The sequence below is a fragment of the Hymenobacter lutimineralis genome, assembly GCF_008271285.1.
Classification (GTDB): Bacteria; Bacteroidota; Bacteroidia; order Cytophagales; family Hymenobacteraceae; genus Hymenobacter; species Hymenobacter lutimineralis.
The window spans coordinates 1-25,229 of record NZ_VTHL01000033.1; the positions used below are offsets into that span (position 1 = coordinate 1).

Annotated in this window: 22 protein-coding genes; 9 read left to right on the forward strand and 13 right to left on the reverse strand. The window is 60.0% G+C overall.

The features are described from left to right. Nucleotides 1-237 precede the first annotated feature (237 nt). The gene (locus tag FY528_RS20085) at nucleotides 238-3,453 is read left to right on the forward strand and encodes a reprolysin-like metallopeptidase (protein ID WP_187632221.1); all 3,216 of its coding nucleotides are present in this window, start codon (nucleotides 238-240) and stop codon (nucleotides 3,451-3,453) included. A gap of 4 nt (nucleotides 3,454-3,457) precedes the next feature. Here the strand turns inward: FY528_RS20085 and FY528_RS20090 are convergent, their stop codons facing one another. Continuing rightward, nucleotides 3,458-5,599 (reverse strand): helix-hairpin-helix domain-containing protein, encoded by a 2,142-nt coding sequence (locus tag FY528_RS20090; protein ID WP_149072808.1) that lies wholly within the window; start codon nucleotides 5,597-5,599, stop codon nucleotides 3,458-3,460. A gap of 466 nt (nucleotides 5,600-6,065) precedes the next feature. On the opposite strand from FY528_RS20090, the gene FY528_RS20095 reads away from it, so the two are divergent. Further along, complete coding sequence (locus FY528_RS20095) at nucleotides 6,066-7,031, forward strand: peptidase associated/transthyretin-like domain-containing protein (RefSeq protein WP_149072809.1); 966 nt, start codon at nucleotides 6,066-6,068, stop codon at nucleotides 7,029-7,031. Between the two features lie 16 nt (nucleotides 7,032-7,047). Beyond that, nucleotides 7,048-7,569, forward strand: a complete 522-nt coding sequence (locus FY528_RS20100; protein ID WP_149072810.1) for a hypothetical protein — start codon at nucleotides 7,048-7,050, stop codon at nucleotides 7,567-7,569. Between the two features lie 29 nt (nucleotides 7,570-7,598). On the opposite strand, the gene FY528_RS20105 is transcribed toward FY528_RS20100, so the two are convergent. After that, nucleotides 7,599-8,441, reverse strand: a complete 843-nt coding sequence (locus tag FY528_RS20105) for a PorV/PorQ family protein (protein ID WP_187632222.1) — start codon at nucleotides 8,439-8,441, stop codon at nucleotides 7,599-7,601. A gap of 433 nt (nucleotides 8,442-8,874) precedes the next feature. Here FY528_RS20105 and yidD point away from each other — a divergent pair, with 433 nt between their 5' ends. The 3 genes from yidD (at nucleotide 8,875) to fbaA (ending at nucleotide 11,435) form a co-directional block, all read left to right on the forward strand. Then, a complete protein-coding gene (gene yidD / locus FY528_RS20110; protein ID WP_149072812.1) occupies nucleotides 8,875-9,096 on the forward strand; it encodes a membrane protein insertion efficiency factor YidD in 222 nt (73 codons plus the stop codon). Between the two features lie 185 nt (nucleotides 9,097-9,281). Continuing rightward, on the forward strand, nucleotides 9,282-10,178 hold the full coding sequence (locus tag FY528_RS20115; protein WP_149072813.1) for an SdiA-regulated/phytase-like domain-containing protein: 897 nt from the start codon (nucleotides 9,282-9,284) through the stop codon (nucleotides 10,176-10,178). A gap of 171 nt (nucleotides 10,179-10,349) precedes the next feature. Further along, nucleotides 10,350-11,435 carry a class II fructose-bisphosphate aldolase gene (fbaA, locus tag FY528_RS20120; protein WP_149072814.1) on the forward strand — a complete coding sequence of 362 codons (1,086 nt, stop codon included), beginning with the start codon at nucleotides 10,350-10,352 and terminating at the stop codon, nucleotides 11,433-11,435. A 298-nt stretch (nucleotides 11,436-11,733) separates the two neighbouring features. Here fbaA and lgt read toward each other — a convergent pair whose 3' ends face one another. The 7 genes from lgt to FY528_RS20155 all read right to left on the reverse strand — a co-directional run bounded on the left by lgt (nucleotide 11,734) and on the right by FY528_RS20155 (nucleotide 18,375). After that, a complete protein-coding gene (gene lgt, locus FY528_RS20125; RefSeq protein ID WP_149072815.1) occupies nucleotides 11,734-12,687 on the reverse strand; it encodes a prolipoprotein diacylglyceryl transferase in 954 nt (317 codons plus the stop codon). A gap of 145 nt (nucleotides 12,688-12,832) precedes the next feature. Then, on the reverse strand, nucleotides 12,833-13,114 hold the full coding sequence (locus FY528_RS20130) for a hypothetical protein (RefSeq protein ID WP_149072816.1): 282 nt from the start codon (nucleotides 13,112-13,114) through the stop codon (nucleotides 12,833-12,835). Further along, nucleotides 13,107-13,739, reverse strand: a complete 633-nt coding sequence (locus tag FY528_RS20135) for an RNA polymerase sigma factor (RefSeq protein ID WP_262384071.1) — start codon at nucleotides 13,737-13,739, stop codon at nucleotides 13,107-13,109. Before FY528_RS20135 ends, FY528_RS20130 begins: the two co-directional genes overlap by 8 nt. A gap of 210 nt (nucleotides 13,740-13,949) precedes the next feature. After that, nucleotides 13,950-15,884, reverse strand: a complete 1,935-nt coding sequence (nadE, locus tag FY528_RS20140) for an NAD(+) synthase (RefSeq protein WP_149072817.1) — start codon at nucleotides 15,882-15,884, stop codon at nucleotides 13,950-13,952. A gap of 153 nt (nucleotides 15,885-16,037) precedes the next feature. After that, the gene (gene rnc, locus FY528_RS20145) at nucleotides 16,038-16,787 is read right to left on the reverse strand and encodes a ribonuclease III (protein ID WP_149072818.1); all 750 of its coding nucleotides are present in this window, start codon (nucleotides 16,785-16,787) and stop codon (nucleotides 16,038-16,040) included. Further along, on the reverse strand, nucleotides 16,787-18,037 hold the full coding sequence (gene fabF / locus FY528_RS20150; protein ID WP_149072819.1) for a beta-ketoacyl-ACP synthase II: 1,251 nt from the start codon (nucleotides 18,035-18,037) through the stop codon (nucleotides 16,787-16,789). The genes rnc and fabF overlap by 1 nt, the downstream gene beginning before the upstream one ends. 101 nt (nucleotides 18,038-18,138) lie before the next feature. After that, nucleotides 18,139-18,375 carry an acyl carrier protein gene (locus FY528_RS20155; RefSeq protein WP_019948606.1) on the reverse strand — a complete coding sequence of 79 codons (237 nt, stop codon included), beginning with the start codon at nucleotides 18,373-18,375 and terminating at the stop codon, nucleotides 18,139-18,141. Between the two features lie 155 nt (nucleotides 18,376-18,530). Here FY528_RS20155 and FY528_RS20160 point away from each other — a divergent pair, with 155 nt between their 5' ends. Further along, nucleotides 18,531-18,953: an IPExxxVDY family protein gene (locus FY528_RS20160; RefSeq protein ID WP_149072820.1), complete on the forward strand. Its 423-nt coding sequence runs from the start codon at nucleotides 18,531-18,533 to the stop codon at nucleotides 18,951-18,953. A 152-nt stretch (nucleotides 18,954-19,105) separates the two neighbouring features. Next, the gene (gene pyk, locus FY528_RS20165; RefSeq protein ID WP_149072821.1) at nucleotides 19,106-20,542 is read left to right on the forward strand and encodes a pyruvate kinase; all 1,437 of its coding nucleotides are present in this window, start codon (nucleotides 19,106-19,108) and stop codon (nucleotides 20,540-20,542) included. Between the two features lie 162 nt (nucleotides 20,543-20,704). On the opposite strand, the gene rpsT is transcribed toward pyk, so the two are convergent. Beyond that, nucleotides 20,705-20,962 (reverse strand): 30S ribosomal protein S20, encoded by a 258-nt coding sequence (gene rpsT, locus FY528_RS20170; protein ID WP_149072822.1) that lies wholly within the window; start codon nucleotides 20,960-20,962, stop codon nucleotides 20,705-20,707. A gap of 200 nt (nucleotides 20,963-21,162) precedes the next feature. On the opposite strand from rpsT, the gene FY528_RS20175 reads away from it, so the two are divergent. After that, entirely contained in the window at nucleotides 21,163-22,152 is a 990-nt protein-coding gene (locus tag FY528_RS20175; RefSeq protein WP_149072823.1) for a YheT family hydrolase, read from the forward strand. 11 nt (nucleotides 22,153-22,163) lie between these two features. On the opposite strand, the gene rsmG is transcribed toward FY528_RS20175, so the two are convergent. The 3 genes from rsmG to FY528_RS20190 form a co-directional block, all read right to left on the reverse strand. Continuing rightward, nucleotides 22,164-22,790 (reverse strand): 16S rRNA (guanine(527)-N(7))-methyltransferase RsmG, encoded by a 627-nt coding sequence (gene rsmG, locus FY528_RS20180; protein WP_149072824.1) that lies wholly within the window; start codon nucleotides 22,788-22,790, stop codon nucleotides 22,164-22,166. Nucleotides 22,791-23,298: 508 nt separating this feature from the next. Beyond that, a complete protein-coding gene (locus FY528_RS20185; protein ID WP_149072825.1) occupies nucleotides 23,299-23,922 on the reverse strand; it encodes an RNA polymerase sigma factor in 624 nt (207 codons plus the stop codon). Continuing rightward, on the reverse strand, nucleotides 23,913-25,082 hold the full coding sequence (locus FY528_RS20190) for a glycosyltransferase (RefSeq protein ID WP_149072826.1): 1,170 nt from the start codon (nucleotides 25,080-25,082) through the stop codon (nucleotides 23,913-23,915). Before FY528_RS20190 ends, FY528_RS20185 begins: the two co-directional genes overlap by 10 nt. Nucleotides 25,083-25,229 lie beyond the last annotated feature (147 nt).

A 25,229-nucleotide genomic window follows, 5' to 3' on the forward strand; every position in this document is an offset into this window, starting at 1 on the left:
TGCCCCCACCCGTACCCGGACGACCCAAAGTGTGCGGTTCGACCAATTTCCATTCCCGTTCGCTTAATTCATGGCGGCGTAGCATGCCGCTAAGCTACGACCACTGTCCACACTCCCTAGTAAATCAGCGGCATTTCCGTACTTTCAAGGCCCTTGTAGCCAACGATTTGCTTGCTGATGATTTTTTTTGAGCCTTGGTTGTTGCGGCGCGGCGCGGCGCGTGGTTTCTGGCTGACAATGCTGCTCGTACTGCTGAGCTTCAGCAGCAGCCTGGCGCAGCGGGTGCTTTGGGCCGATGCTGCCCCGCTAACTGCCCCGTTGCCCGCTGCCAAGCGCCTGGGTCCCTACCGCACGGTAGCCGTGCAATTGGCTACGATGCGCCAGGTGCTGGCCACCGCACCGGGTCCCGACGGCCCGGCGCGGCGTAGCGCGGCAACGGTTGTTTCCCTGCCTCTCCCCAACGGCCGGGCCGGTCGTTTTAAGCTCACCACGGTACCCGTATTGCCCGCGGGGCTGGCGGCGCGCTACCCCCAGATTACGACCTACAGCGGCCAGGGCCTCGACGACCCCACCGCCACCGTGCGCCTCGACCTGACGCCGGCGGGCCTGCATGCGCAGATTCTCTCGGCGGAGGGCACCGTGTACATCGACCCGGCTACTGCCGGCGCCAGCACCCACGTCGTCTACGACCGATCGGCGGCCACGGGTGCGGCCCCCGTGTGCTACGCCACGGGGCGAGCTTCGACCGCGGCGCGGGCGCAAACCCACAGCCCCGGCGAGCAGCTGCGCACCTACCGCCTTGCCTTGGCCTGCACCGGTGAGTATACCCAGATAAAAGGGGGTACCCGGGCCAAGGCCCTGGCCGCGCTTACTACGTCCATCAACCGTGTAAGCGGTATTTACGAGAAAGAGTTGGCCATTCGCCTCCAGCTGGTGGAGAAGGAAGATTCCCTTATTTACCTGAACCCCGCTACCGACCCCTACTCCAACGAAATAGATGGCAATGCGCTGTCGACCAACCAGCGGATTATTGATACCCGGATTGGCTCGGCCAACTACGACATCGGGCACTTGTTCTGCACCGCCGATGGAGGCCTGGCGCAGCTGGGCGTGGTGTGCCTGAATGGCTATAAGGCCCAGGGCGGTACAGGCCTGCCCGATCCTTCCGGCGACGGCTTCGACGTAGATTTTGTAGCCCATGAAATCGGGCACCAGTTTGGGGCCAACCACACATTCAACGGCTCCACGAGCAATTGCGCCGGCGGCAACCGCGAAGCCAGTACGGCCTACGAGCCCGGCAGTGGCACCACTATCATGGCCTACGCGGGTATTTGTGCCCCGCAGAACCTTCAGGCCAATTCCGACCCGTACTTCCACGGCATCAGCCTCGACGAAATCAGTGACTTTGTGACGACGGGCACGGGCAGCGCCTGCCCAGTGATGACGGCCACCGGCAACCGCACGCCCACGGCTTCGGCCGGTAGCCGCTACGTGCTGCCCATCGGTACACCCTTTGCCCTCACGGGCAGCGGCACCGATGCCGACGGCGACCCGCTCACCTACTGCTGGGAAGAGTTTGACCTGGGCGCGGCTGGTCCACCCACGGCCCCCAAGGGTAACGCACCGATTTTCCGGTCGTTTGCGCCTACTACCAGTGCTACGCGCACCTTCCCTCGCCTGACCGACCTGCTCAACAATACCACCCGCCTGGGGGAACTGCTCCCTGCCTACGCCCGGCGGCTGGTTTTCCGCCTTACTACCCGCGACAACCGGGGCGGTTTTGCTGCCGACACGGTGCTGCTGCCGGTGGTGAGCACGGCCGGCCCTTTTAAAATTACGGAGCCCACCACGGCGCAGGTGTGGCTGGCCGGGGCCCCGCAGCGCATTGCCTGGGATGTAGCCGGCACCAACCTGGCGCCCATCAGCACCGACCGGGTGACGATTATGCTTTCTACCGACGGGGGGCAGACGTTTCCGTTCTCGCTGGCCGTAAATACCCCCAACGATGGAGCCGAGCTGGTAACAATTCCCCAGGGCATTGGGGCCTCCACGCAGGTGCGCATCAAGATTGCGGCGGTGGGCAACGTGTATTTCGCTATTTCTCCCCGCAACATTACCCTGGAGCAGCCGGCTTCCCCCACCTTTTCGCTGAGCCGCTCGGGCGAGCCGACGGAGCTGACTACCTGCCCCGGCACTAGTCTTTCCACGGAGCTGGGCCTCACTGCCCTGCAGAACTTCAGCGGTACCATCTCTCTGGCAGCCACGAATGTACCCAGTGGGGTTGAGGCCAGCTTTTCTCCGGCTACCGTAGTGGCTGCCGGCACTACGCAGCTCACCCTCCAGCTCCCGGCCACGCTGGCTACCGGTACCTACTCGCTCACCGTTACGGCCACGGCCGGCAGCCAGAGCCGCTCCCAGCTCATCAGCTTCCGGGTACCGGCCGCCGTTACGGCAGCACCCGCCCTGAAAACGCCCACCCCCACGGCCACCGCGGTTTCTTCTCTGCCGGCCCTGAGCTGGGCGGCCGTGCCCAACGCCACAACCTACGAGCTACAGGTTGCCCAAGATGCCGCCTTTGGGCAAATTGCCTTTTCCCAGTCCTCGCTCAGCGGCACCAGTCTGGTGCTTCCTGCGGCCTTGGCGGAAAGCACCACTTACTTCTGGCGCGTGCGCGGCCGCAGTGACCTGTGCGGAGCCGGGCCCTTTTCCAGCGTGGGCAGCTTCACAGTAGGCACCATCGACTGCCAGACCCTGGCTAGTGCTGACGTACCCAAAGCCCTGGGCGGCAGCTCCTCCACCGTGGTTTCTACCGTGGTCGTAACCGCGGCCGACAAAGTGGCCGACGTGAACGTGCGCAACCTGAACCTTACTTACCCGGATACCGGAGAGCTGGTTATTTCCCTTACTGCGCCAACTGGTCAGCGGGTGGTGCTGGCTTCCAGCGCCTGCGCCGGCCGCGCCGATCTGCAGGCTTCCTTTGATGATCAGGCCACGACCACTCTTGGCTGCCCCCTCACGCAGAATGCGGTGGTGCGGCCCACGGGCACGCTGGCGTCCCTGCAGGGCCTGGCCGCCGGGGGCACCTGGACGCTGACCGTTCAGGATTTGAATACTACCCTGAAGGGCAGCATCCAGGGCTGGACGCTTGAGCTGTGCACCATCCGCAACACGGCCACGGCCACTACCTCGGCCAGCGCCCTGGCGGGCATCTCCGTCTTCCCCAATCCCGGGTCGGGCGACTTTCAATTGCTGCTAGATAATGCCCAGCGCGGCCCAGTGGTCCTGCAGGTGCTGGATGCTGTCGGGCGCGAAGTTCGACGCGAGGCTTTTGTCAAGCCGGGCAGCCGGGTGCAGCGCCCTCTCCAGCTGACGGACTTACCGGCCGGTTTGTACCTGGTGCGCATCCAAATTGGCGCTTCTGCCCCCACCACCAGCCGGTTAATCAAAGAATAGCCTCTTAGAAGCGGTAACGCAGCTGCGCCTTCACCTCAGAACGCTCCGGCCCCTGGATTTCTTCCAGCCCGGAGCCCACCGTGTCTACGTCGCGGAAGCGGGTGGTAGCGTAGCGCACCCACAGAGTGAGGTGGCGGTTCAGGCGGCCCTCGGCCAGTAGGTACATGCGCGTGCCCCGGCCGGATAGCCCCGGCACTGAGAAGGCGTACAGCACATCCTGCTCGAAAACGTACTGGCGCGTGTCGTAGTCGTCGGTGTCGAACAGGGCGTAGCGGGCCGTGAGGCGCAAGGGGCGGCCAATAGCCACGGAGGCATCCTGCGCCAGCAGAAACCCGGTGCGCCAGGGGCCACCGGCCTCTTGGTAGCGGGTGCCCTGCACGCGGGTACGCAAGCTGAAGATGGGCGTCACATCAGAGTTGTAGTACCCCAGCAGGCTGCGGCGCACCGTGGGCTCGGGCAAGGGCAGCAGGCGGCTGGGGTCAGCGTCGGAGTCGTAGGGCTTGGTGCGGGTGCGCACCTGCACGTACAGGGTGCTGGTTTTGGTGGGCGAAAACGTGAGGCGGGCCAGCCAGTCGTGGCCCTGGGACGGGGCGCCCACGCGGTATTTGAGCCACGGAAACCAAAACTGGTCGTAGTACGCCGACAGCTCCCACCGCGCCACGGGCCGTACTTTCAGCCCCAGGTACACCCCCGTTTCGTTGATGTTGCGGGTATTTTCGCTGAGGGCATTGCCGTAGAAGGTGTGAAAGTCGCGGGCATAACGCCGGTACAGCACCGAGGCATCCACGTTGGAAGCCAGACTGAGTAGCAAGCCATTTACGGTGCCTACGCCCCCGCTGGCCGAGCGGGCCGTTTCGCCGAAGAAGTTGACGTTGCCACGCCCGTAGCTATAGTTGATGCTCAGGGCCGTATTGTCCTTACCTCGAAACTCGTAAGCGTTATACAGCTCGGGGCGGCGTTGCAGAGCCTTGTTAAAAGACGTGTGCACGGCCGTAGCGCCGGCCGTGAAGCTGCCGTCGCGGTTGACATATGTGACGTTGCCGCCCCCGATGGTTTCCTGCAGCTGCTTGCGGTTGGCCAGCTCCGAGGCCGTGCGGTGAAAGCCCGTCAGCAGCACTCCGGAGGAAAACTCGTCGAACGCGGCCAGGGTGTCCGTAGCGGCCTGCACGTTGGCATCCACTCGCTTGCGGGAGCCAAACACGGTGGCCTGCAGCCCGCGCGCCAGCGTAACAGTAGCGGCGGCGCCCCGGAAAAAAGTACTTTCCAGCACCGAGGAATACGGGCGCACGCCCAAAGAGCTGCGGCGCAGGGAAGTAATGGTTTCGGCACCCTTGCCCACCTGCAGCCCCGACGACAGCAACAAGCCCTGGCCAAACTGCAGCTGGTAGTCGCCGAGAGCCAGGGTTTTCAGACGCCCCCGCTCCTGCACCACAAAGTGCGCCGAGACGTAGTCGGCGCCGTAGCGGCGGGCAGCGGGGTCCCACACGAACTGCTCGCCGGCATCCTTCTCGGCCACGAAGCCCAGGCTAAAGTCGCGGGTGTGGCTGGTACGGTAGCGAATGAGCAGCTTATCGGGAGAGCCCAGGTAACGGCTGGTGAGGGCCCCGCTACTGGTGGTATCGGGGGCGGTGTAGCCTTCCCGCTGCTGCAGCACCCGCTCGTAGCGAATAAACAGCGCGTTGTTGTCTTCCTGCAGGATGCGCTGCCAAAGCGGCCCCCGGGTGGCGTTGGGATTCACGTTGACCACCGTCACGAAGGGGGCCACGCGGTAAATAGCCCGCATATCCAGCTCCGGAATTGTCTGAAGCTCATAGATGCTAAGCAGCGGCCCGAAGTCTTTGCGGTGTTGCAGCAGGGCGGCAATCTGCCGCTCGGAAAGCAGCAGTAAGGAGCGCAGCTCCTCGGCCGTGGCCGTATTCAGGTTAAGGGGCGTCTGGTAGAGCTGAACCAGGGTTTCGTAGAGGTCTTCGTAGGGCACCTGGTCGCTCTGGGGCTCAGCAAACAGCTCCTGCATGAGCTTGTCGAGGTCGGGCTGAGGGCGCACGTACTCCTGGGCCTGGGTTTCTGAGCAGATGCTCAGCCCCAGCAGTAACCCACCCAGGCAAATAAGGCGGCGGCTGTAGCCGGGCGTAAAGGTTCCTGTCATAACAAGCAAGCCACGTTACCAGCAACAGTACCCTGTCTGCTGTTAAGTATATCAACCATAAGAAGCGCTGCCCGGATGCCTCATCCAGCGCCACAGCAGCCTAGTGCATGACCTCCCCGTAAGCGTAGCAATGCCTGGCTTATGCCGTAGCAGGAAGTTAACAGACACTGACTCTTTGTCCAAGCCAGTGGCTGCAATATTTTACCATGGTAGCTGGCGGTTCAGGCTAGAAATATTCTCGACGTAAGCAACGAGCTTTTTCAGGTTTTTAGACGCTCCCATATCCAAGCCGGTAACGAGCGTTGGCAAGCCCCTTCTGCGGGCAGTATAGCAGACAGCCTCCGGCAAGCTACTTTTACCTGTCGTAAGTAGCCAACGCGGCGAAGCCTTGTTGCACTGGCTTCCTTTCCTTTGGGGAAGCCAGTGTATTGGTTCCTTTTTCAGGTGCTTTTCTCTTCGTTGCCCTATGCTTTTTTATCTTCAGCTGCTCTGGCTGGCGAGCAGTATCTGTCAGCAGCCACCTGTACCCCATGCATATCATGCCGTTGTAGTAGACGCTATTTCGGGGCAGCCTTTGCGTGGTGTACGGGTAGAAAACACGCAGGCGCCAACCCCATTTGGGGCGCTTACCACCGATGAGGCTGGCCGTTTTGCGGTTGCTCTGGCGCCCGTGCATCTGCGCCTGCAACTACTAGGCTATGCTCCCCTGGAAGTGCATCGGTCGGCCTATCCCGCCGAGCACCCCGACACCCTGCGCCTTACGCAACAGGCCTTTATGATTCAGACCGTTACCATACGTCCGGAAAAGGTAGTAACCCTTTCTACTGTGCTGGCCAAAGGCCCCCGAATGACGCGCAGCCTGAACCCGGGCCAAGCAGTAGCCATGTTGCTGCTCCCACCGGCCCCAGCTGAGCAGCCCTACTACCTGGATCAGGTGCGGCTGTTTGTGGCCAACCAACCTACCGAAGGACGACTGCGCGTCCGGCTGCTGCAAGCCCACCCCGACTCCAGCGGCCGGCCTACCCCGCTGGGCCCCGACCTGCTTCCCCAGCCTATGGAGTATGGCCCGGACCAGTTGGCCGGGCTGCGGCGCGGTCAGCTGGTATTGGATGTCAGCCAGCATGGGCAGCAACTCCCCCCATCGGGCGTATTTGTGGTAGTGGAATGCCTGCCAACCAATCCCGCCGATCAGGTTGTCTCCTACTCATTTCCGAAGAATGGGAAAGGCTCCATTAAAATATTACTTTCTTCTTCTCCTGCCACTGCGGGCGCTACGCATCAGGTAGAAGCCAGTACGTACCCTACCCTGCAAGGCCAGCGCCTGAAGGGCAGCAACGCTACCTGGTCGCGGCTGGATGCGACCCGGCCCTGGAAGCAATACGCCGGCATTACCACCAATATCCGGGCCGAGCTGACAGTATTCACCCAGTAGCGCAATCTGTTCTTCGATGAAATCATTCTACGAAACCACCCTCCTCTACGCTGCCCTCCTGGGTATACTTTTACTAGGCGTGTTTGTAGGTTGTAGTGCCCTGGGCAGCTCTCTGTACCAAGACCCTCTCACGTATATTATCACCCTGATGGCGGGCGTACTGGTTGTCATCTTACTGTATTACCGCGCCTTGCGCCCAATGCTCAGTGAAGGCCAGGGTACCGCAGCCTGGTTTCTTAAAAGGGGGCTACTGGTGGGCGTGGGTGGTGTGCTGGCAGCCACCGTATTCGTGCATCTGTACGCTTATTATGTAGATGACTATTTTCCCCGGCGGATGCGCTACCAGGAGCAGCAGATTGACCACTGGAGCCCTCCCCCGCAGATCAAGCGGGAGCTACTACGTGATGCCCAAGACTACGAGACTTACCACTACGAGGAGCTCGTGCTGCTCTTGTGCGGGGGGGTAGCCGTTTTACTGGGCTCCGGAGGCCTTACTCCCTTCTTTATGCGCTATGATAAACGGGCTGCCCGGACGTAGCCCGTCTGCCTACAACAATTCCGACGGTTTCATGGCTGTACCGGCGTAGCTGGAGCGGGAGCAGCGGTAACCCGGAAGGCTACTGTCAGAAACTGGCTTAACCCCAGCGAGGCGTGCCAGGCTGCGGCGTAATCGAACAGAAACCGGCCGGCCTTCAGGCCGGCACCGCCCGTCAGCTGTTCGGAAAGGCCCAGCACACCGGCCCGCAGCGCCAGGGCCGGCAGAGCCTGGTACTCCAGGCCCGCCCGAAACCCGGCGGCGCGGTCGAGGTCCTTTTCTACCTCGGCGTTTAGCATCACTTTATCGGTAGGCCGGTATGAGAGGCCCGCCCGCAGCACGGTAGGCACCCGCTCGTCTTCATAAGAAGCCAGCTTCGCCTGGTTCAGGTTGTAGAGGAAGGCACCAAATACCAGCCGCCTGGGCAACAGCTCGGCCTGGGCGCCCACCGAAGCAGCTACTGCCCGCTGGCTGCCCAATCCTTCCAGGCTCACTTGCAATACATCTACCCGGGCCCCTACGCTCATCACGCCGGTGCGGTAGGCATAGCCCGCGGCTACGCGCTGCTCGTTGTAGAGCCGGTCGCCGAAGCGCTGCAGCGTGACGCCCACCACCCCGTACCGGCCGGGCACGTTACCGGAGCTGGTACGACCAAGGGGAGCTGCCGCCGCCAGGGTAGCGGTAGAAAGAGACTTCGTCAGAAACCGGTTCTCGGCGGCCACGCCAATTTCGAGCTGGCTTATCGAGCCTAGTCCGGCTATGTTATTGCTGGTTGCCCATACATCGGACAGAGTGGCGGCGGCCTGGCCCATGCCGGCGGCCCGTGCCCCTGCCGTACCGGGCCCACCGCCCTGGGCAAAGGCGCATTGAGCCATCAACATACAATAAGTCACTGATAAGTATATCTTTCGCATAATCGGAAGGTACTGGGCTAGCCGACTTTGCGCAAGGGCTTGGGCATTAATTTTTCGGCATATTCTATTTCGTATTTCCAGTATAATGTCAGGTCCTCAGCTGCCTCGGCACCTTGCTCTGGGAGGCCGCAGTTCGGTTGCCGCGGCACAGATGCAGAGGCATTAGGAAGCATTAAGTCACGGCCGCGCCTGTGCTGGTGGCTACGATTTTCCGGATCATTGCTGAGCCGATACCAAGGCCGCCTGTACTAGCTGCCGCGCGGCTTAACGGCCCGCCCGAAGCGGCTGGAAGGAAGGCGTGGGCAAGGCACGCGGAACGCAAGTTTCGGGCAAACCTGTTCCTTTGCTGGTGCCAGCGGCAATAGCCGGAAAACAGCCTGGCCTACCCTCGCTCATGAGTTTTCTGGTTCGCTATTTCTTGCTGGGGCTGATTTGGGTGTACCGCCACCTGATTTCGCCGCTCACGCCCGCCAGCTGCCGCTATACGCCCACCTGCTCGGCCTACGCGGCCGAGGCGGTGCAGAAGCATGGGCCCTGGCGCGGCGGACGGCTAGCCTTGCGTCGTATCGGCCGTTGCCACCCCTGGGGCGGCCACGGCTACGACCCCGTGCCGTAAGGCGCTGCAAGGATACTTGCGTAATGAGGTGCGTTTGACGTTCCGTTGAGGCCTTGTCACGCTGCAAAAGGGTCCAACGTCGGTGCTTACTTATTCACCAATTCCCCTCACTCCCGTATAAGAGCCTGACCTGCTGCGGTAGCCAATGGCTGCCGCGGCTTTTTTTCAGCATTTACGGCATTACTATGCGTCTGACAGTTCTTACCTCGGCCCTGGCCGGACTACTGCTCACCAGCAGCTGCTCCGAAGCACAGTCGTCGGGCGAAACGGAGAAAAACCAAGCCGACAAAGGCAAAAAGGAAGGTAAAAAGGGTAAGAAAAATAAGAGTGCGGCCCCCACTGCCGACTTGCAGCGCCTGGGCGAGCTGAGCGGAGGGGTACCGGAAAGCTCGGGCCTGGCCCGCGGCCCACGCCCCGGCACGTTCTACACCCACGCCGACGCTGGCAATGCTCCGGTGCTGTTTGAGGTAGACGCCCAGGGCAAGCTGCTCAACAGCCTGAAGCTGCCAGTGGAAAACACCGACTGGGAAAGTCTGGCTCAGGACAACAGCGGCAACATTTTCGTGACGGACGCCGGCAACAACAACAACAGCCGCCGCGACTTGGTCATTTACCGCCTCAACCCCAGCCAGCCCCAGCAGGTTGGCCGCATCAACTTTGCCTACGCCGACCAAAGTGAGTTTCCGCCCACTAAGTCCGACCGCAACTTCGACTGCGAGGCTTCCCTCTGGCACAACGGGCAGCTGTACCTGTTCACCAAAGACCGCGCCCAACACAGCACCAGCAAAGTCTATACCCTGCCCGACCAGCCTGGCAAGCACACGGCCAAGTTGCTTACGCAGCTGTCTATTGCTGGCGAGGTAACTGGGGCCGACCTCAGTCCCGATGGCCGCCACCTGGCGCTGCTGGGCCGGGAGCAGTTGTTTTTGCTGGAGGGCAACAGCCTTGATGAAGCGCTGAAGGCCACGCCCAAGGTCATTTCTCTGAGTGGAGCCGGTCAGACAGAAGGGGTAGTTTTCACGGATAATGGCACGCTGGTTATCAGCACAGAGCAGGGCGCCATCTATCAATACAAGCTCTAACAAGGCATTAGTGGACGTGTCTTCGCTGGCCCGTGGCAGTTTTTTATCCGGTAGAAATTGTAACTACCCCGATAGAAAACCGCTGCGGGCCACACTTTTTCCCTATCATTGACCTCTGATTCATCACCTTGGCGCGGGCCTCACCGGAGGCAGCGCCGCATTGCCTTCTCTATGGCTGACCAAACCCTTACCGGCCTGCGCGCCGGCGTGCTGCACGGCGACGAAGTGCAGCAGCTCTTCGACCACGCGAAAGCCAATGGCTACGCCCTGCCCGCCGTGAACGTAACCGGCACCGACACGGTAAACGCCGTGCTGGAAGCGGCCCGCGACCTGAACTCGCCCGTTATCATCCAGTTCTCGAACGGCGGCGCCCAGTTCTTTGCCGGCAAAGGCCTGGCCAACGACAAGCAGCAAGCCAGCATTGCCGGCGGCATCTCGGGTGCCCACCACGTGCACCTGATGGCCAAAGCCTACGGCGTACCCGTAATTCTGCACACCGACCACGCTGCCAAAAAGCTGTTGCCCTGGATTGACGGCCTGCTCGATGCCGGCGAAAAGTTCTACGCCGAGCATGGCCAGCCGCTGTACTCCTCCCACATGCTCGACCTCTCGGAGGAGCCCATTGAGGAGAACATCGAAATCTGCAAAGAGTACCTAGAGCGCATGGCCAAGATTGGCATGACGCTGGAAATTGAGCTGGGCGTGACCGGCGGCGAGGAAGACGGCGTAGACAACTCCGACGTGGATTCCAGCAAGCTCTACACCCAGCCTTCGGAAGTGGCCTACGCCTACGAGGAGCTGAGCAAGGTAAGTCCCCGCTTTACCATTGCCGCCGCTTTCGGCAACGTGCACGGCGTGTACAAGCCCGGCAACGTGAAGCTGCAGCCCGTAATCCTGAAAAATTCCCAGGACTTCGTGAAGGAGAAATATAGCCTGGAAGCTGAGCGCCCCATCAACTTCGTGTTCCACGGCGGCTCGGGCTCCTCGCAGGAGGAAATCCGCGAGGCCATCGGTTACGGCGCCATCAAGATGAACATCGACACCGATCTGCAGTGGGCGTTCTGGGATGGTATCCGCGCGTACTACCAGAAAAACGAAGGCTTCCTGCAAAGCCAGATCGGCAACCCCACCGGCGAGGATTCGCCTAACAAAAAGTACTACGACCCCCGCGTATGGCTGCGCAAAGGCGAGGAAACCTTCATTGCCCGCCTCAAGTTGGCCTTCGAAGACCTGAACGCCGTAAACCGCCGCTTCTAGCAACGACGGGAACCACGGATTCGGGCGGATTTTTCGGATTCCGCGGATTTTGTGGACGGCGCAATCAATGCTTTTCAGCGACTGAGCAACAAAAAAGCCTCGCATGTGCGAGGCTTTTTTGTGCGCTGCCTTGATCTTATTTGTTTGTCATCCTGAACGCAGTGAAGGACCTTCTCACGTTGCACTGGCTTGTGCTGACGTGAGAAGGTCCTTCACTGCGTTCAGGATGACAAACTGAGTAGAGAGAATCGTCCCCGAAATCCGTGGAATCCGGAAAATCCGCGCGAATCCGTGGTTTCTACTCCCGCACAGCGTAGCCGTGGCGGTTGTTGGGGTCTTTGCCGGCGCGCAGCAGTACCCACAAGCCCACCAGAATCAGCGGCAGGCTCAGCAACTGGCCCATGTTCAGGGTCATGCCTTTCTCGAAGCTCACTTGCTCTTCTTTCAAGAACTCCACCAGGAAGCGGAACGAGAACAGCAGCACCACAAACAGGCCGAACAGCAGGCCCCGCGGGGTTTGGTCTTTGTACTTGTTCCAGAGCCCATACAGCAGCACGAACAGGAATACGCAAAACAAGGATTCGTAAATCTGCGTGGGGTGACGCGGCACCGCTACTTCCGAAGGCACCGCTACCGTAGCATCGGCCGGTGAGGTTTCGATGCTCACGGTATTATCAGGATTCTGAGTACGGCGCACCAGCAACGAACCGGCCGGCACCGTTTGGCCCGCTTCAACACGCTGTAAATGCTCCGTGTCGCGGGGAAATACGAAAGCCCAGGGCACGTCCGTAGGCCGCCCTACAATTTCGGAGTTCATCAGGTTGCCCAGACGAATGCAGGCTCCACCCACGGCCACCACAATCACAATCCGGTCGAGCACCCATAGGTAGTCGAATTTGTTGCGGCGGCTGAACAGCCACACGGCCAGCAAAATGCCCAACGTAGCACCGTGGCTGGCTAGGCCGCCTTCCCAGATCTTGAAGATTTCCAGGAAGTGCTCCGAGGTGAGGTAATATTCCGGGGAGTAAAATAGCACGTGACCCAGGCGCGCGCCCAGTACCGTGCCCGCTATCATGTAGATGGTAATGACATCGACCCACCGCTCACTTACCCGCTCGGCTTTGTAGATATGCGTAAGGATGAACGAGCCAAACACGAAGCCCAACGCAAACAGCACGCCGTACCAGCGCAAGGTTAGCGGCCCAAGATGGGCAATGATGGGCGACACGTCCCAGGGAACAAAAGCAAGCATAGAGGGCATGGTTTACAAAGAAGGAAGAAGGGTTCAAAGGTAGTCAGACATTCGACTTGGCGCTTTTCCAAGGGCGTATTAGCGCACAAGCCATCCAAGCTGACGTAGGCAGGCAATCAGCCAACTAGCGAGTTGGCAACGGGGGCTACCGGCTAGTTAGCGGCGTTTCGGGTGGGGCGTCTCGGTCAGCTGACGGCAAGGTCGCTCCGTCTCCGCTCAGCAGCAGCACAATGCCCAGCATCACGGCGTAGGCAGGCCAGCGTACCCAGGTACGTCGCGGCTGGTATGCTGTCGTTTTGCTGATGAGGCGGGCACGCACCCGGCTGTAAAAGTACGGGCGGGGTTGTGGTGCGGACTGCTCGCGCCATTGGCGCAGCAGGTTTTCCCATTCCTCATCGGCATGGGGGCGGGGAGCTGAATCAGACATGGCGCAAGGAAGGTTGAAGGTGGGTGCGCAGCGTTTTCCGGGCCCGAAACAGCAACGACTCGACAGCCGGAACGGTGGTGTTGAGCACGGCGGCTATTTCCTCGTAGCTCAGGTCCTGCTCGTGGCGTAGCGTGAAAGCCACCTGCTGCTGGTCGGGCAGGCGGGCAATGTGCGCCAGCAGTAGCGCTACCTGCTGCTGCCCTTCCAGCTGCGCCTGCGGGTGGGCGTTATCCGCCGGCTCGGGTACTAACTGGTTGTCGAAGCCCAGCAGGTTGGTGAAGTAGGCGAAGCGCTTCCGGGCCTGGGCCCGCCGTCGGTTTTTCAGGGCGCGCGAAGTGGCCAGGCGGTAAAGCCAGGTGCTCAGTGCCGCCTCGCCCCGAAACCGGCCAATGGTTTGATACACTTCCACGAAAACTTCCTGAGCTACATCCTCCGCCTCTTCCGGCGACCGTAGCAACGCCAGCACCGTGCGGTAGATGCGGTTTTGGTACCGCTCCACCAGGGTGCGAAATGCCGTTTCGCTACCCACCTGCAACTGCGCTACCAACTCCGCGTCAGCGGAAATAATAGCCGGCTGCTCAAAAAGCGTAGGCTGTTGCGCAGCGGGCAGCGGAAGAGTGTACACCAGTGAAGCGGAAACGGAAGAATGGAAAAGCCCCGGTCAGTCTCCGGCCGCTGCCGCAAGCACTAGGGTCACGCAAGCTTAGGCCCGATTAGCCCAAAAAACTTGCGCCAACCGGGCCAATTATTCCGCAATGTATTGGCAATGAGCTGTATTATTTTCAGCCAAGTGGCGCACCTTCCTTATAAGGGCTGACAATTACCTACCAAGGCCTTACAGCGCATTCAACTCTTCAGTATAACCGCCGCTGAGGATAGGGAAGCGCAGCCAGGAGCGCGGGTCCACGTTATAGTCGTCGAGGTGGAAGCTGGGGGCGTACCGCTCACGCTTCCACTGGTTGCGACTCCAGAGCGAGTAGAAGCGCTTCACGTAAGTTTTGAGCTGCTCGGCATCGACGGCGCGGTCTTCCTGCACCAGCGTGGCCAGCACCTGGCGCGGACTAAGCCGGTCATAGAAAGCCAGCCGCTCGATGCGGTTGAGCAGCACGTAGGGCATCAGGTCCCGCTCGTCGGTTTGCTTTTCTTCGAGGGGGCGCAGCTCGGCGGTGGGTTGCAGGCCGTTCACGTGGCGCAGAGCGGGGTAGTTCAGCTCGGTTTCGGCCCAGCGCAGCCACTTCTTCACGAAGTCCTTATCCACGCCCGCAATGGGCGAGATGGAGCCGGCCGTGTCGCCGTCCATGGTGCAGTAGCCTACGCTGGCTTCCGAGCGGTTGGAGGTGGTGATGAGCAGGCAGTTCTGCACGTTGGCCAAGAGCCAGATGGCGGGGGCGCGCACCCGGGCCTGAATGTTTTGCAACGCCAGGTCGTCGGTTTTCCACGTCAGCGGCCGGCCAATGGCCTGCTCAATCTTGCCCGTGTAGCCGGTTACTTCGGCATCAATTTCCCAATTGTAGAATACAGCTCCCAGCGAATCGGCTAGTTCTTTGGCCGAGTTGAAAGTGTCGTCGGAGGAATTGACGGTGCCTTGGTAGGCGCAGGTCAGCAGGCGCGCCATCAGCTGCTGGTTGATAGTTTTCTGCTGCTGGCTGGGGTCCATCAGGGAGGCGTCCTTCGGGCCGGGTGCATTCTGGTCGGGCACCGGCGCTACGGGGCCAGCCAGTTGCGCTATTTCCTCGGCCGTGAAGCAGCCTGAGCGGCGCATGAACTCGGCCGTGCCCAGCTCGGTCGTGCCCAGCCGCACCATTTCGGCTACGGCTACGGCGCACAGGCAGGAGTCAGCACCACCGCTGAGGCTCAGCACGAAGCCCCGGCTGCGGGCCTTGCGCAGATAGTCGAACAAAGCTAGGCTTAGTGCTTGATTCAGCTCCCGGTATTCATCGGGTTCAGGTAGTGGAACGATGGTTTCGGCGGGTTCAAGGGGCTGATTGAAATCCACGTCCACGCACTCCATATCCACTTCTTTGAAGCTCATTAGCTGATTGCGCAGCAGCAGATGGCCGTGGCGGGCCACCAGGATTTCGCCATCATAGGTGATGCGGCCGGCCTCGTTACCGAGTAGGTTGGCGTAGAGGTAGGTGCAGCGGAAGTTGCGGGAAGCCTCCGTTACGAGGTGGTAGCGCACGTCGGTCTTGCTCATGGCGAAGTGCGAGGCCGAGGGGTTCACAATCAGCTGCACCCGGTCCACGAGGCGACAGGCGGGGCGCACGTCGTCGGGGCGCCACGCATCCTCACAGATTTCAAAGCCGAACTTCACGCCTTGGTGCTCGAAAATCATATCCCCGAGTGACCACTCCTCCCCTTTCCACAGTACGCTCGTTGTTTCGCCAGCGGGCCAGGCGTGGAAAAAGCGTGGCTCGTAGTGCACGCCGTCGTTGGCCAGAAACTGCTTGGCCGCAAAGCCCAGGATCTGCCCGTCGCGCAGCACGGCGGCTGTGTTGTAGGTGCGGTGGTTGAGCCGTACCGGCAGGCCCACCACCACGCAGATGCCCTGCGTCCAGGGCCGGATCAGCTGCAGGTGCTCCAGAGCCGCCTCGGGCAGCCACTCGCTCAGAAACAGGTCTTCACAGCCGTAACCCGTCAGGCACAGCTCGGGCAGGCAGAGCAGCTCTACGCCGGCGGCCTGGGCCTGCTCAATGGCCTCGCGGATGTTCCGCAGGTTGTGGGTCCAGTCGAAGGGAATTTGGTTGAGGGCGGCGCCGGCTATTCGCATGAGGTGGGGTAGGTAGTTGACACTACAAATCAACTCCATTTCCCCGGATTGGGTTGCCTCAGCATAAACACAGCGTCCTCTGCGGGCTAAAGTCGTCGTACCGATTTTAGCCCGCAGAGGACGCAGAAGGTTTACGCAGAAAGCGCTGAGGTTTTACACGCCCAGCGCCGTCAGGGCCCGCTCGGCGGCCAGTTGCTCGGCCTGCTTCTTGGAAAGCCCCATACCGGTGGCTACTACTTCATCCTCCAGCACCACGGAGGCCGTAAACTCCATCACCCCGCCGGGGCGCGCCTCACCTTGCAGGTCGTAGCGAATGGCTTTGCCGTGGCGCTGGGCCCACTCAATCAGCTTGCTCTTGAAGTTGGTGGTCGTCTGCGTCATGGCCTTCACATCCACGAAGGGCTTGATGAGGCGGCTGAGCACAAACTTGCGGGCGGCTTTGTAGCCTTGGTCGAGGTACACGGCGCCCACCAGCGCCTCCAGAGCGTTGCCGTTCACGGAGCGCGACCGGGTAGAGCGGCCCTGGGTGGCATCCAGCTGAATCAGCTTATCCAGCCCGATTTTCAGGGCCAGCCCGTTGAGGCTTTCCCGGTTCACGATGCGGCTGCGCATCTCCGTTAGGAACCCTTCCTGCTCGTACGGGTATTTCTGAAACAGATACTCCGCTACTACCGTGCCCAGCACGGCGTCGCCGAGGAACTCCAGCCGCTCGTTGCTTTGGTGGCGTGCCTGTTCCCCCTGCTGGCGTACCAGCGAGGAGTGCGTGAAAGCCAGCTGGTACAGGCGAATGTTGTCGGGCGTGCGCCCGATGAGCGTAGCAATGGCTTGCCGAAAAGCCCGGTCCTGCCCCAGCAACCGGCGAAAAAAGCCGAAAAGCGGCAAGGGCTGACCGGGCCTCGGCATTAGTCGCGAAGTTTGCTGAACACCACCGACGTATTGTGGCCGCCAAACCCGAAAGTGTTGCTGACCGCAATGTTGATTTCCCGTTCCTGGGCCTTGTTGAACGTGAAGTTCAGGCGGGCATCCAGTTCGGGGTCGTCGGTGAAGTGGTTGATGGTGGGCGGCACGATGCCGTGCTGCATGGCCATGATGCTGGCTACCGCCTCAATACCGCCGGCACCGCCCAGCAGGTGGCCCGTCATGCTCTTGGTGGAGCTGATGTTGAGGTTGTAAGCAGCCTCGCCGAACACCTTCTGGATGGCGGTAATTTCGGCACCATCGCCCAGCGGAGTGCTGGTACCATGGGTGTTGATGTAGTCCACCTCGTCGGGCCGGATACCGGCGTCGCGCAGGGCGTTCTGCATCACCAGTACCACGCCTTCGCCCGTTGGGTCAGGCGCCGTGATGTGGTAAGCGTCCGACGACAAGCCCCCACCGATGATTTCGGCGTAGATCTTGGCGCCGCGGGCTTTGGCGTGCTCGTACTCTTCCAGTACCAGCGCACCAGCCCCTTCGCCCAGCACGAATCCGTCCCGGTCCTTGTCGTAGGGGCGGGAGCCGGTTTCGGGGGCGTCGTTCCGCTCACTCATAGCTTTTAGGGCGTTAAAACCGCCCACCCCAGCTTCGGTAATGGCCGCCTCCGAGCCGCCCGTCACAATCACGTCGGCCATGCCGAGGCGCAGAAAGTTATAAGCAGCCACAATGGAATCGGACGACGAAGCGCAGGCTGAGGTAGTCACGAAGTTGGGGCCCCGGAAACCGTTCTTGATGGAGATGTTGCCCGACGAGGAGTCAGCAATCATCTTCGGAATGAAGAACGGATTATAGCGGGGGGTGCCGTCGCCCTTGGCGAAGGTGAAGCACTCGTCCTGGAAGGTTTTCAGCCCCCCGATGCCCGAGCCCCAGATAACGCCCACGCGGTCCTTGTTCACGCCTTCGTGCAGGCCGGCATCCTTGATGGCTTCGTCGGAGGCAATGACGGCAAACTGCGTGAACAGGTCCATCTTCCGGCCTTCTTTCCGATCAAAATAATCGTCGGGGGAATAGCCTTTTACTTCGCAGGCAAAGCGGGTTTTGAACTTGCTGGCGTCGAAACGGGTGATGGGGGCAGCCCCGCTTACACCCGCCCGTAGGCCTTCCCAGTAGGTGGGTACGGTTTTACCGAGCGGGGTAATGGCACCCAGGCCGGTCACAACAACTCTCCGGAGAGACATAGGCTGGCGCAGAGAAGCGAAAGTAGAAAGGTAAAAAAGCAAAACGGCCGGCGGCGAGCCGGCCGGTAAGCGCTAAAAGGGAGGAGAGCGTAGCTCGCCGATTACTTGGCGTGCTCTTCGAGGTAGCTGATAGCCTGGCCCACGGTACCGATGTTCTCAGCCTGATCGTCTGGGATAGACACGTTGAATTCTTTTTCGAACTCCATGATCAGCTCGACGGTATCCAGCGAGTCGGCACCCAGGTCGTTGGTGAATGAGGCCTCCGGAGTTACTTCCGAAGCTTCTACGCCGAGTTTGTCGATGATGATGGCCTTTACTTTTTCTGCGATTTCAGACATTTCCGTGGGGGTTTAAAGAAAACTCGCCACAAATAACACTATCTTCCCTAACATTGTCAAACAAAGACGCAATCTTGTCTGGGCATCGGACGTTGCGCGGAACCGCCCCGGCTGGCTTGTATCTTTGGCCCTGGTAGCTATATTTCCTTCTTGCCATGCTCACTCTCGACGTTGAGTACGACTGTGACTTCGACCTCTTCGGCATCGTTTCTTCCAGCCGGGAACACACCCTGGCCTGGACGCTGAACACGGCGCTGCGCCTGCGCCTGGTAAAGCAGCAGGACCTGATTTACGACCTACTGAACCGGGGGCGACTGGTGATTAGCAACTACTTGCACGCCACAGAAACGCTCAGCCTCCGCCTGCTGCGCAACCGCAGTGTGGACCCCTCGGTCCTGAAAAAGCCTTACCTGGCTCCCGACATTAAGGAGTATGACTACCTGCTCCAGGTCAGCAACGGCACGGGCAGCCTGGCGGGAGAAGAACTGCTGGCGCGGCTTACCGATCTGCCTACCGTTCAGTATGCCTGCCAGTTCGACCCGAATTCTTTAAAATTCAAAGAAAATCTACTCTTTTGAGATTGTAGCGCGAAGCTCCCGCCGTGCGCATCGTCGTGTGAGGTTGCTTACCTTAACGCGCCCGATGCCCGCACCGGGAGCTTCGCGCGCCGGCTTACCACTTGGTGCCGCCTTCTTCATCACCTGTTACTAGTCACCTGTTACCTTCCTGCATGGAATCATTTCCCAAGTACAACAAGACCAAAATTGTGGCCACCGTGGGGCCCGCCTCCAACACCTATGAGAAGCTCGGCACCCTCATCCGCGAAGGGGTGGACGTGTTTCGCCTGAACTTCTCGCACGGGGCCCACGAAGAGCATTTAGCCGTCATCAACACCGTGCGTCGTCTCAACAAGGATATGCGCACCAACGTGGGCTTGTTGCAGGATTTGCAGGGCCCCAAGATTCGCTTGGGTGATGTAGAAGGCGGCGGCGTGGAAATCAAGCCCGGCGACAAAATCAAGCTGGTGTGCGGCGAAAAGGAAATCAGCACGGCCACGCGCCTAAGTACGATTTACCTGGGTCTGGCCCGCGACGTGAAGCCCGGCGACATGATCCTCATCGACGACGGCAAAATTGAGTTGCGCGTATTGGCTACCGACCGCGACAAGGAAGTAGACGTGGAAGTAATCTACGGCGGTTTGGTGAAACCTCGCAAAGGCATCAACCTGCCCGATTCCGACGTGTCGGCCCCGTCGATGACGGAGAAGGACATCGAAGACCTGAAGTTTGGCCTCGAAAACGGCGTTGACTGGATTGCCCTCTCGTTTGCCCGCCGTGCCGAGGACATCCGCTTTATCAAGAGCCTGATTGCCGAAAGCGGCAAGGAAGCCCGCGTAGTAGCTAAGATTGAAACGCCCGAAGGCCTGCGCAACCTCGACGAAATCATTGCCATTACGGATGCCGTGATGGTAGCCCGGGGCGACCTTGGTGTGGAAGTGAAGATGGAAGAGGTGCCGATGTCGCAGAAGATGATTGTGCAGAAGTGCAACAAGCTCGGCAAGCCGGTAATTGTAGCTACCCAGATGATGGAAAGCATGATTACGGCCCCCCGCCCCACCCGCGCCGAAACCAGCGACGTAGCCAACGCCGTGATGGACGGAGCCGATGCTCTGATGCTTTCTGCCGAAACGGCCGTAGGCCAGTACCCGGTAGAGGTTATCCGCTCCATGGTGGCCACCATTCGTAGCGTGGAAAGCCAGGCCGAAGTATTTCACCGCTTCTACCCCATCGACCCCAACTCGCCCTCGTTTATGGTGGATAGCGTGCTGTCGGCCTCGGTGCACTTGTCGCGCAATACCAAGGCCAAGGCGCTAACCGGCGTAACGCACAAAGGCTACACGGCCTTCCAGATTTCGAAGTACCGCCCCAAGGCCGACATCTTCATCTTCACGGACAACCGCCCATTGCTCACGGCCCTGAGCCTGGTGTGGGGCGTACGCGGCTTCTACTACGACCGGTTCAACAGCACCGACAGTACCATTGCCGACATCAAGTACATCCTCACGACCACCGGCCACCTGCAGGCCGGCGACGCTTTCATCACCACTGGCTCGATGCCCATCACGGAGCACGGCCAGGCCAATATGATGAAGGTGACGATTGTTTAGCCTAGTTAGGTGATTACTAAAAAGCTGGCCCATGCAGTTGGGCCGGCTTTTTTTGTGCCGTTTGCCAGCACGTACTGGCTAACACTAGTCACGCGAAAAGGCCCGCTGCTTGCGCAACGGGCCTTTTCTATATCGGAGCAGAAACGCTGACTTTGTTGCCGCTTAGGCAGCCAGCGACTTCACGAACTTAGCCAGCTTCGACTTGTTGTTGGCGGCTTTGTTCTTGTGAATGATGTTCTTCTTGGCCAAGCGGTCCAGCATCGACGATACGCGCTTCAGCAGCTCCTGAGCAGCCGAGGCATCGGTGGTGGCGCGCAGCTTCTTGATAGCCGTACGGGTAGATTTTGCTTGGTAACGGTTCAGTACGCGCTTAGCTTCGTTGGAGCGGATGCGCTTGAGGGCCGATTTATGGTTTGCCATGGGTATGGTAAAGTGACGTTCTGCTCGAAATCAGTTCAATTGGGTGGGCAAAGGTAGGGCTTTGGTTTGAATCTGCAAATACCAGCGGTGAAATAGTGCGTCAGCAATTCCTACTTTGCTACCCATAATAGTATGCATGCCGCCTTTTTCGTACCTTGTTCTACGGCTGTAGTCCGTTGCCGTAATTTCAGGTCTTCCCAATGCCGCTTATTTCCTCTTCCTCCTACCAGCCGCCACGCTACCTGTTCAACGGCCACCTGCAGACCATTGTGCCCAGCCTGCTGCGCACGGGCCCCGACGTGCGCTACCAGCGGGAACGAGTAGAAACAGAGGATGGCGACTTTCTGGACCTCGACTGGTCGCGGCTGCCGGCGGCCCAGCCTGCTTCCGACACACTGGGTATCGTCTCGCACGGGCTGGAAGGCAGCGCCGGCCGGCCTTACATGCGCGGCATGGTGCAGGCTTTCAACCGGGCGGGGTTCGATGCCCTGGCCTGGAACTACCGCAGTTGCAGCGGCGAAATGAACCGCCTGCTCCGCTCCTACCACTTAGGCGACACCGACGACCTGGACTTTGTCGTGCGCCACGCCCTGAGCAAGCTGCGCTACCGCCGCATTTTTCTGACGGGTTTCTCCGCCGGCGGCAACGTCACGCTGAAGTACCTGGGCGAAAGCCCCGACCGGGTGCCGCGGGAAGTGCAGCGGGCGGCCGTGTTCTCCGTGCCTACGGACCTGAAGTCCAGCTCCAACCATATTTCCCGCTTCGAAAACCGCCTGTACCTCAACAACTTCATGCGCACCCTGCGGGAGAAAATTCGGCAAAAAGCCGAAATTCTCCCCGGCCAGGTAGACGTTTCGAACCTAGATGAGCTGCGCTTTTTCCCGGAGTTCGACGACAAGTACACAGCCCCGATGCACGGGTTCAAATCGGCGGAGGAGTACTATGAGCATGCCAGCTCCGGGCGCTACCTGGGCAACATCCGGATTCCGACCCTGCTGGTGAATGCCGAAAACGACCCATTCCTGCCCCCGGCCTGCTTTCCGCGGGAGGTGGCTGCCCAGAGCCAGTTCGTGTACCTGGAAACGCCGCACGAAGGTGGGCACGTGGGCTTTGCCGAAGGCTCCCCCGATGGCAGCTACTACTCGGAGCGCCGTGCGCTGGACTTTCTCACGTCCGAAACGCCCAGGTAAGCCTTATTCAGTTACCCCTGCCGGTTAGTCGGCACGAACACTACTTTTTTGGTTTCGAAGAAGTCTTCCTTGAAGTAATCAGACAGGTCGAAAACCTGGGCCGCCAGGCCCGATTCTTCGATTTCCTCCTGCAGGTCACCGCCTTTCAGGTAGTACAGGCCGCTGTTTGGCAGTCCGTGGGGCTTATACCGGTTTTCAATCCAGGGGTGAAAGGCTGCCAGCCGTGCTACGGCCCGGCTTACCACAAAATCAAATTTGGGGCGCACCTGCTCAGCCCGGATTTGCTCAGCCGTTACGTTTGTTAGCTTAAGGGTATGCGCCATTTCCTGGACCGCCCGAATCTTCTTCCCGATGCTGTCGATGAGGTGAAACTTCACCTCCGGGAACAGAATGGCTAGCGGCAAACCGGGCAAACCTCCGCCCGTCCCCACGTCGAGTACGGCGCTGCCCGCCGGAAACTCCACCACTTTGGCAATACCCAGGGAGTGCAGCACGTGCCGCTCGGCCAGGTTGTCGACGTCGGTGCGGGCCACCAGGTTCAGCCGCTCGTTCCAGCCGCGAAACTCCGTGATAAGTTGCCCGAACTGGGCGCGCTGGTGGTCGGTGAGGTGCGGGAAGTAGCGGGTGATGATATCCATCGGGCAAAGATAGCAGCTCCGGTTAGCGGCTTGCTACTAAATGCCGCTGAATCGGGCACAAGGTAGGCTACTTGCTCAACGCAGTAAAGCAAGCAGTAGCCCCCCACCAACAATAGGTAGATACAGTGCACTGGCCCTAAAAATCCAGCGGTGATAAACTGAAAGCTGCGGCTGGCGGGCCGTGCGGAAAGCTATAGACAGCATCAGGAAAGGCGCTACGAATAGTAGATAGAACGTACCCAGCGACGCCATACCCGACCATTGCCAAAACATGGTCGTCAACAAAACTAGCAACCAGCCCCCGTACGTGGCCATTACTACGAACAAATGCCACTCAGGTAACTCCACCATCTCCTTGGCCATGCGCCGGCATAGATGCCAATAGGCCGCAACGCCAACAAAGGGCAGCAGGCAATAAATTACTAGCGGGATTAACACCCTATGATATACCTAATCCTTGTTACAAATACCAACAAAAAAGCCCCGACTTGCGCCGGGGCTTTTCCACTTAGATGATATGCTTTTTGTTTTTCACCATGTCATAGAGCAACTCCCGGGCGCGGTGCAGTTGGGCTTTCACCGTGCCGAGCGGGGCTTTGAGCTCCTGGGCAATTTCTTCGTAGCTCAGCTCATCGAAATAGCGCAAAGACACCAGCCGCTGGTACTTCTCGGGTAGGCGGGCTACCACGTGCTGCATAATCTCAATTTTCTGATTCTTGATGGCCGTTTCCTGAGGGTTCAGGTTGTTGTCGCGGAAATCAATGGTGATTTCGTCGCCGTTGTCAATCTTGATGGCCGAATCGATGGACATCGTCTTGATTTTATTCTTGCGAATAAAGTCGATGCAGTTGTTGGTGGCAATGCGGAACAGCCAGGTGCTGAAGGCAAATTCGGGGTTGAACTTGTGCAGGTTGCGGAAGGCCTTGGCAAATGCTTCAATGGTAAGGTCCTCGGCATCGTCGGGGTTGCGCACCATCTTCAGCACCACGTGGTACACGGGCTTCTTATAGATCTGCATCAGCTCCGCGTATGCCTTCTCGTCGCCATTTTCTACGGCGGCCCGAATCAGCTTGAAATCGTGCTTGGCTTTAGCAGAAAACTGCTTCTGTATTTCCTGATTGTTTACTTCCATCGGAGAGAGCGGTAGAGGAACAGTGAAATTCCCAGAGCTAGATAATAAAAAAAGTAGACAGCATCCAGAATGGGTAGCATTCCTACAGGTAACTGGTCATCGAGACGACGGCCAAGCTGCCCATATGTTGCACAAATAGCTGCAGTCCGGACCACCCACACCGCCGCCAAAGGTACCCAATCGGGCCGGGAAAACAGTAGCGCCACCGATATGCCGTAGAAAAGCACATTGCTGATGATAAAGTTTCCAATGCGCACCCGGTCGGCTAGGCGGTAGCTGCGGCCAGCGGCTAAGTGCCGCCGCTTTTGCCGCCACCAAGCCCGCCAACTGCTTGCAGGCTCACTGAGCGTTTGCGCCGCTGGCTCGGCCACCACCACCACCCGCGCCCCCTGCTGCACCGCGTCCTGCACCAGCAGGTCGTCGTCGCCGCCGAGGGAGCGGATGTGGGAAGCAAAGCCCTTGGTAGACTGAAAGACTGCCCGCGTGTAGGCGAGGTTGCGCCCCACGCCCATATAGGGGTGGCCCCGCCACGCGAAGGACAGATACTGTGCCCCGCTCAGCAGGGTTTCAAACCGGATGAGTTTATTTAAAAAGCTGGTTTCGGGTGCGTAGGCCGAGTACCCGACGACCAGATCGGCTGGGGCCGCAAAGCCACGCTGCATCAACCTGATCCACTGATTGGTAGCCGGAATACAGTCGGCATCCGTGAACAGCAGCCGGGAATTTCGGGCCGATTTTATGCCGAGCGTGAGGGCATATTTTTTGGGCGAAAGTCCCTCCGGGGTGCGGTTTACCGTCACCAGCCGCACGTGCGGATAGTACTGGGTAAGCTGCTGCACATACAGAAACGTGTCGTCGGCGGAACGGTCATCCACAATAATCAGCTCGTAGCCGACCGGGTAATCTTGTTGGAGCAGCAAGGGCAGCAGTCGGCGCAGGTTCTCCAGCTCGTTGTGGGCACACACCAGTACGGATATAGGCTCTTCGGCGGCTGGCGCGGGCTCGTCGGCTGCGAGTTCGGCGGGGCGCCGGGCAAATGGCCACACGTAGTACCCCAAGTAGCAGAGCTGAATCAGCACGCAGGCAATCAGCAGCCAAACAAGGGGAGAAAACAGATGGAGCACGGCACAGGACAGGGTGAAGCCCGCAAAAGTAGGCATTCAGCGCCGTTGAACGCCAGCCGCGGGTTACCTTTGCCGATTGCCAGCGCGCTGGGGGTCGGCCTTGCCGGAAGAATACTCCGGCCAGTGGCCGTCTGACGCCATTTTGCCGGGCATCCTCCACTTCATCCGCCAGCCGCTTTTTCG

Excerpts from the sequence above, each read along its gene's own strand:
- rsmG (WP_149072824.1), bottom strand. The coding sequence starts at position 22,790 with ATGGATATCATCACCCGCTACTTCCCGCACCTCACCGACCACCAGCGC.
- FY528_RS20175 (WP_149072823.1), top strand. The coding sequence starts at position 21,163 with ATGCCGCTTATTTCCTCTTCCTCCTACCAGCCGCCACGCTACCTGTTC.
- FY528_RS20155 (WP_019948606.1), bottom strand. The coding sequence starts at position 18,375 with ATGTCTGAAATCGCAGAAAAAGTAAAGGCCATCATCATCGACAAACTC.
- fbaA (WP_149072814.1), top strand. The coding sequence starts at position 10,350 with ATGGCTGACCAAACCCTTACCGGCCTGCGCGCCGGCGTGCTGCACGGC.
- yidD (WP_149072812.1), top strand. The coding sequence starts at position 8,875 with ATGAGTTTTCTGGTTCGCTATTTCTTGCTGGGGCTGATTTGGGTGTAC.
- rnc (WP_149072818.1), bottom strand. The coding sequence starts at position 16,787 with ATGCCGAGGCCCGGTCAGCCCTTGCCGCTTTTCGGCTTTTTTCGCCGG.
- rpsT (WP_149072822.1), bottom strand. The coding sequence starts at position 20,962 with ATGGCAAACCATAAATCGGCCCTCAAGCGCATCCGCTCCAACGAAGCT.
- FY528_RS20160 (WP_149072820.1), top strand. The coding sequence starts at position 18,531 with ATGCTCACTCTCGACGTTGAGTACGACTGTGACTTCGACCTCTTCGGC.
- FY528_RS20100 (WP_149072810.1), top strand. The coding sequence starts at position 7,048 with ATGAAATCATTCTACGAAACCACCCTCCTCTACGCTGCCCTCCTGGGT.
- nadE (WP_149072817.1), bottom strand. The coding sequence starts at position 15,884 with ATGCGAATAGCCGGCGCCGCCCTCAACCAAATTCCCTTCGACTGGACC.
- fabF (WP_149072819.1), bottom strand. The coding sequence starts at position 18,037 with ATGTCTCTCCGGAGAGTTGTTGTGACCGGCCTGGGTGCCATTACCCCG.
- FY528_RS20090 (WP_149072808.1), bottom strand. The coding sequence starts at position 5,599 with ATGACAGGAACCTTTACGCCCGGCTACAGCCGCCGCCTTATTTGCCTG.
- FY528_RS20115 (WP_149072813.1), top strand. The coding sequence starts at position 9,282 with ATGCGTCTGACAGTTCTTACCTCGGCCCTGGCCGGACTACTGCTCACC.
- FY528_RS20095 (WP_149072809.1), top strand. The coding sequence starts at position 6,066 with ATGCTTTTTTATCTTCAGCTGCTCTGGCTGGCGAGCAGTATCTGTCAG.
- lgt (WP_149072815.1), bottom strand. The coding sequence starts at position 12,687 with ATGCTTGCTTTTGTTCCCTGGGACGTGTCGCCCATCATTGCCCATCTT.
- FY528_RS20190 (WP_149072826.1), bottom strand. The coding sequence starts at position 25,082 with ATGCCTACTTTTGCGGGCTTCACCCTGTCCTGTGCCGTGCTCCATCTG.
- FY528_RS20085 (WP_187632221.1), top strand. The coding sequence starts at position 238 with ATGCTGCTCGTACTGCTGAGCTTCAGCAGCAGCCTGGCGCAGCGGGTG.
- FY528_RS20105 (WP_187632222.1), bottom strand. The coding sequence starts at position 8,441 with ATGGCTCAATGCGCCTTTGCCCAGGGCGGTGGGCCCGGTACGGCAGGG.
- FY528_RS20130 (WP_149072816.1), bottom strand. The coding sequence starts at position 13,114 with ATGTCTGATTCAGCTCCCCGCCCCCATGCCGATGAGGAATGGGAAAAC.
- pyk (WP_149072821.1), top strand. The coding sequence starts at position 19,106 with ATGGAATCATTTCCCAAGTACAACAAGACCAAAATTGTGGCCACCGTG.
- FY528_RS20185 (WP_149072825.1), bottom strand. The coding sequence starts at position 23,922 with ATGGAAGTAAACAATCAGGAAATACAGAAGCAGTTTTCTGCTAAAGCC.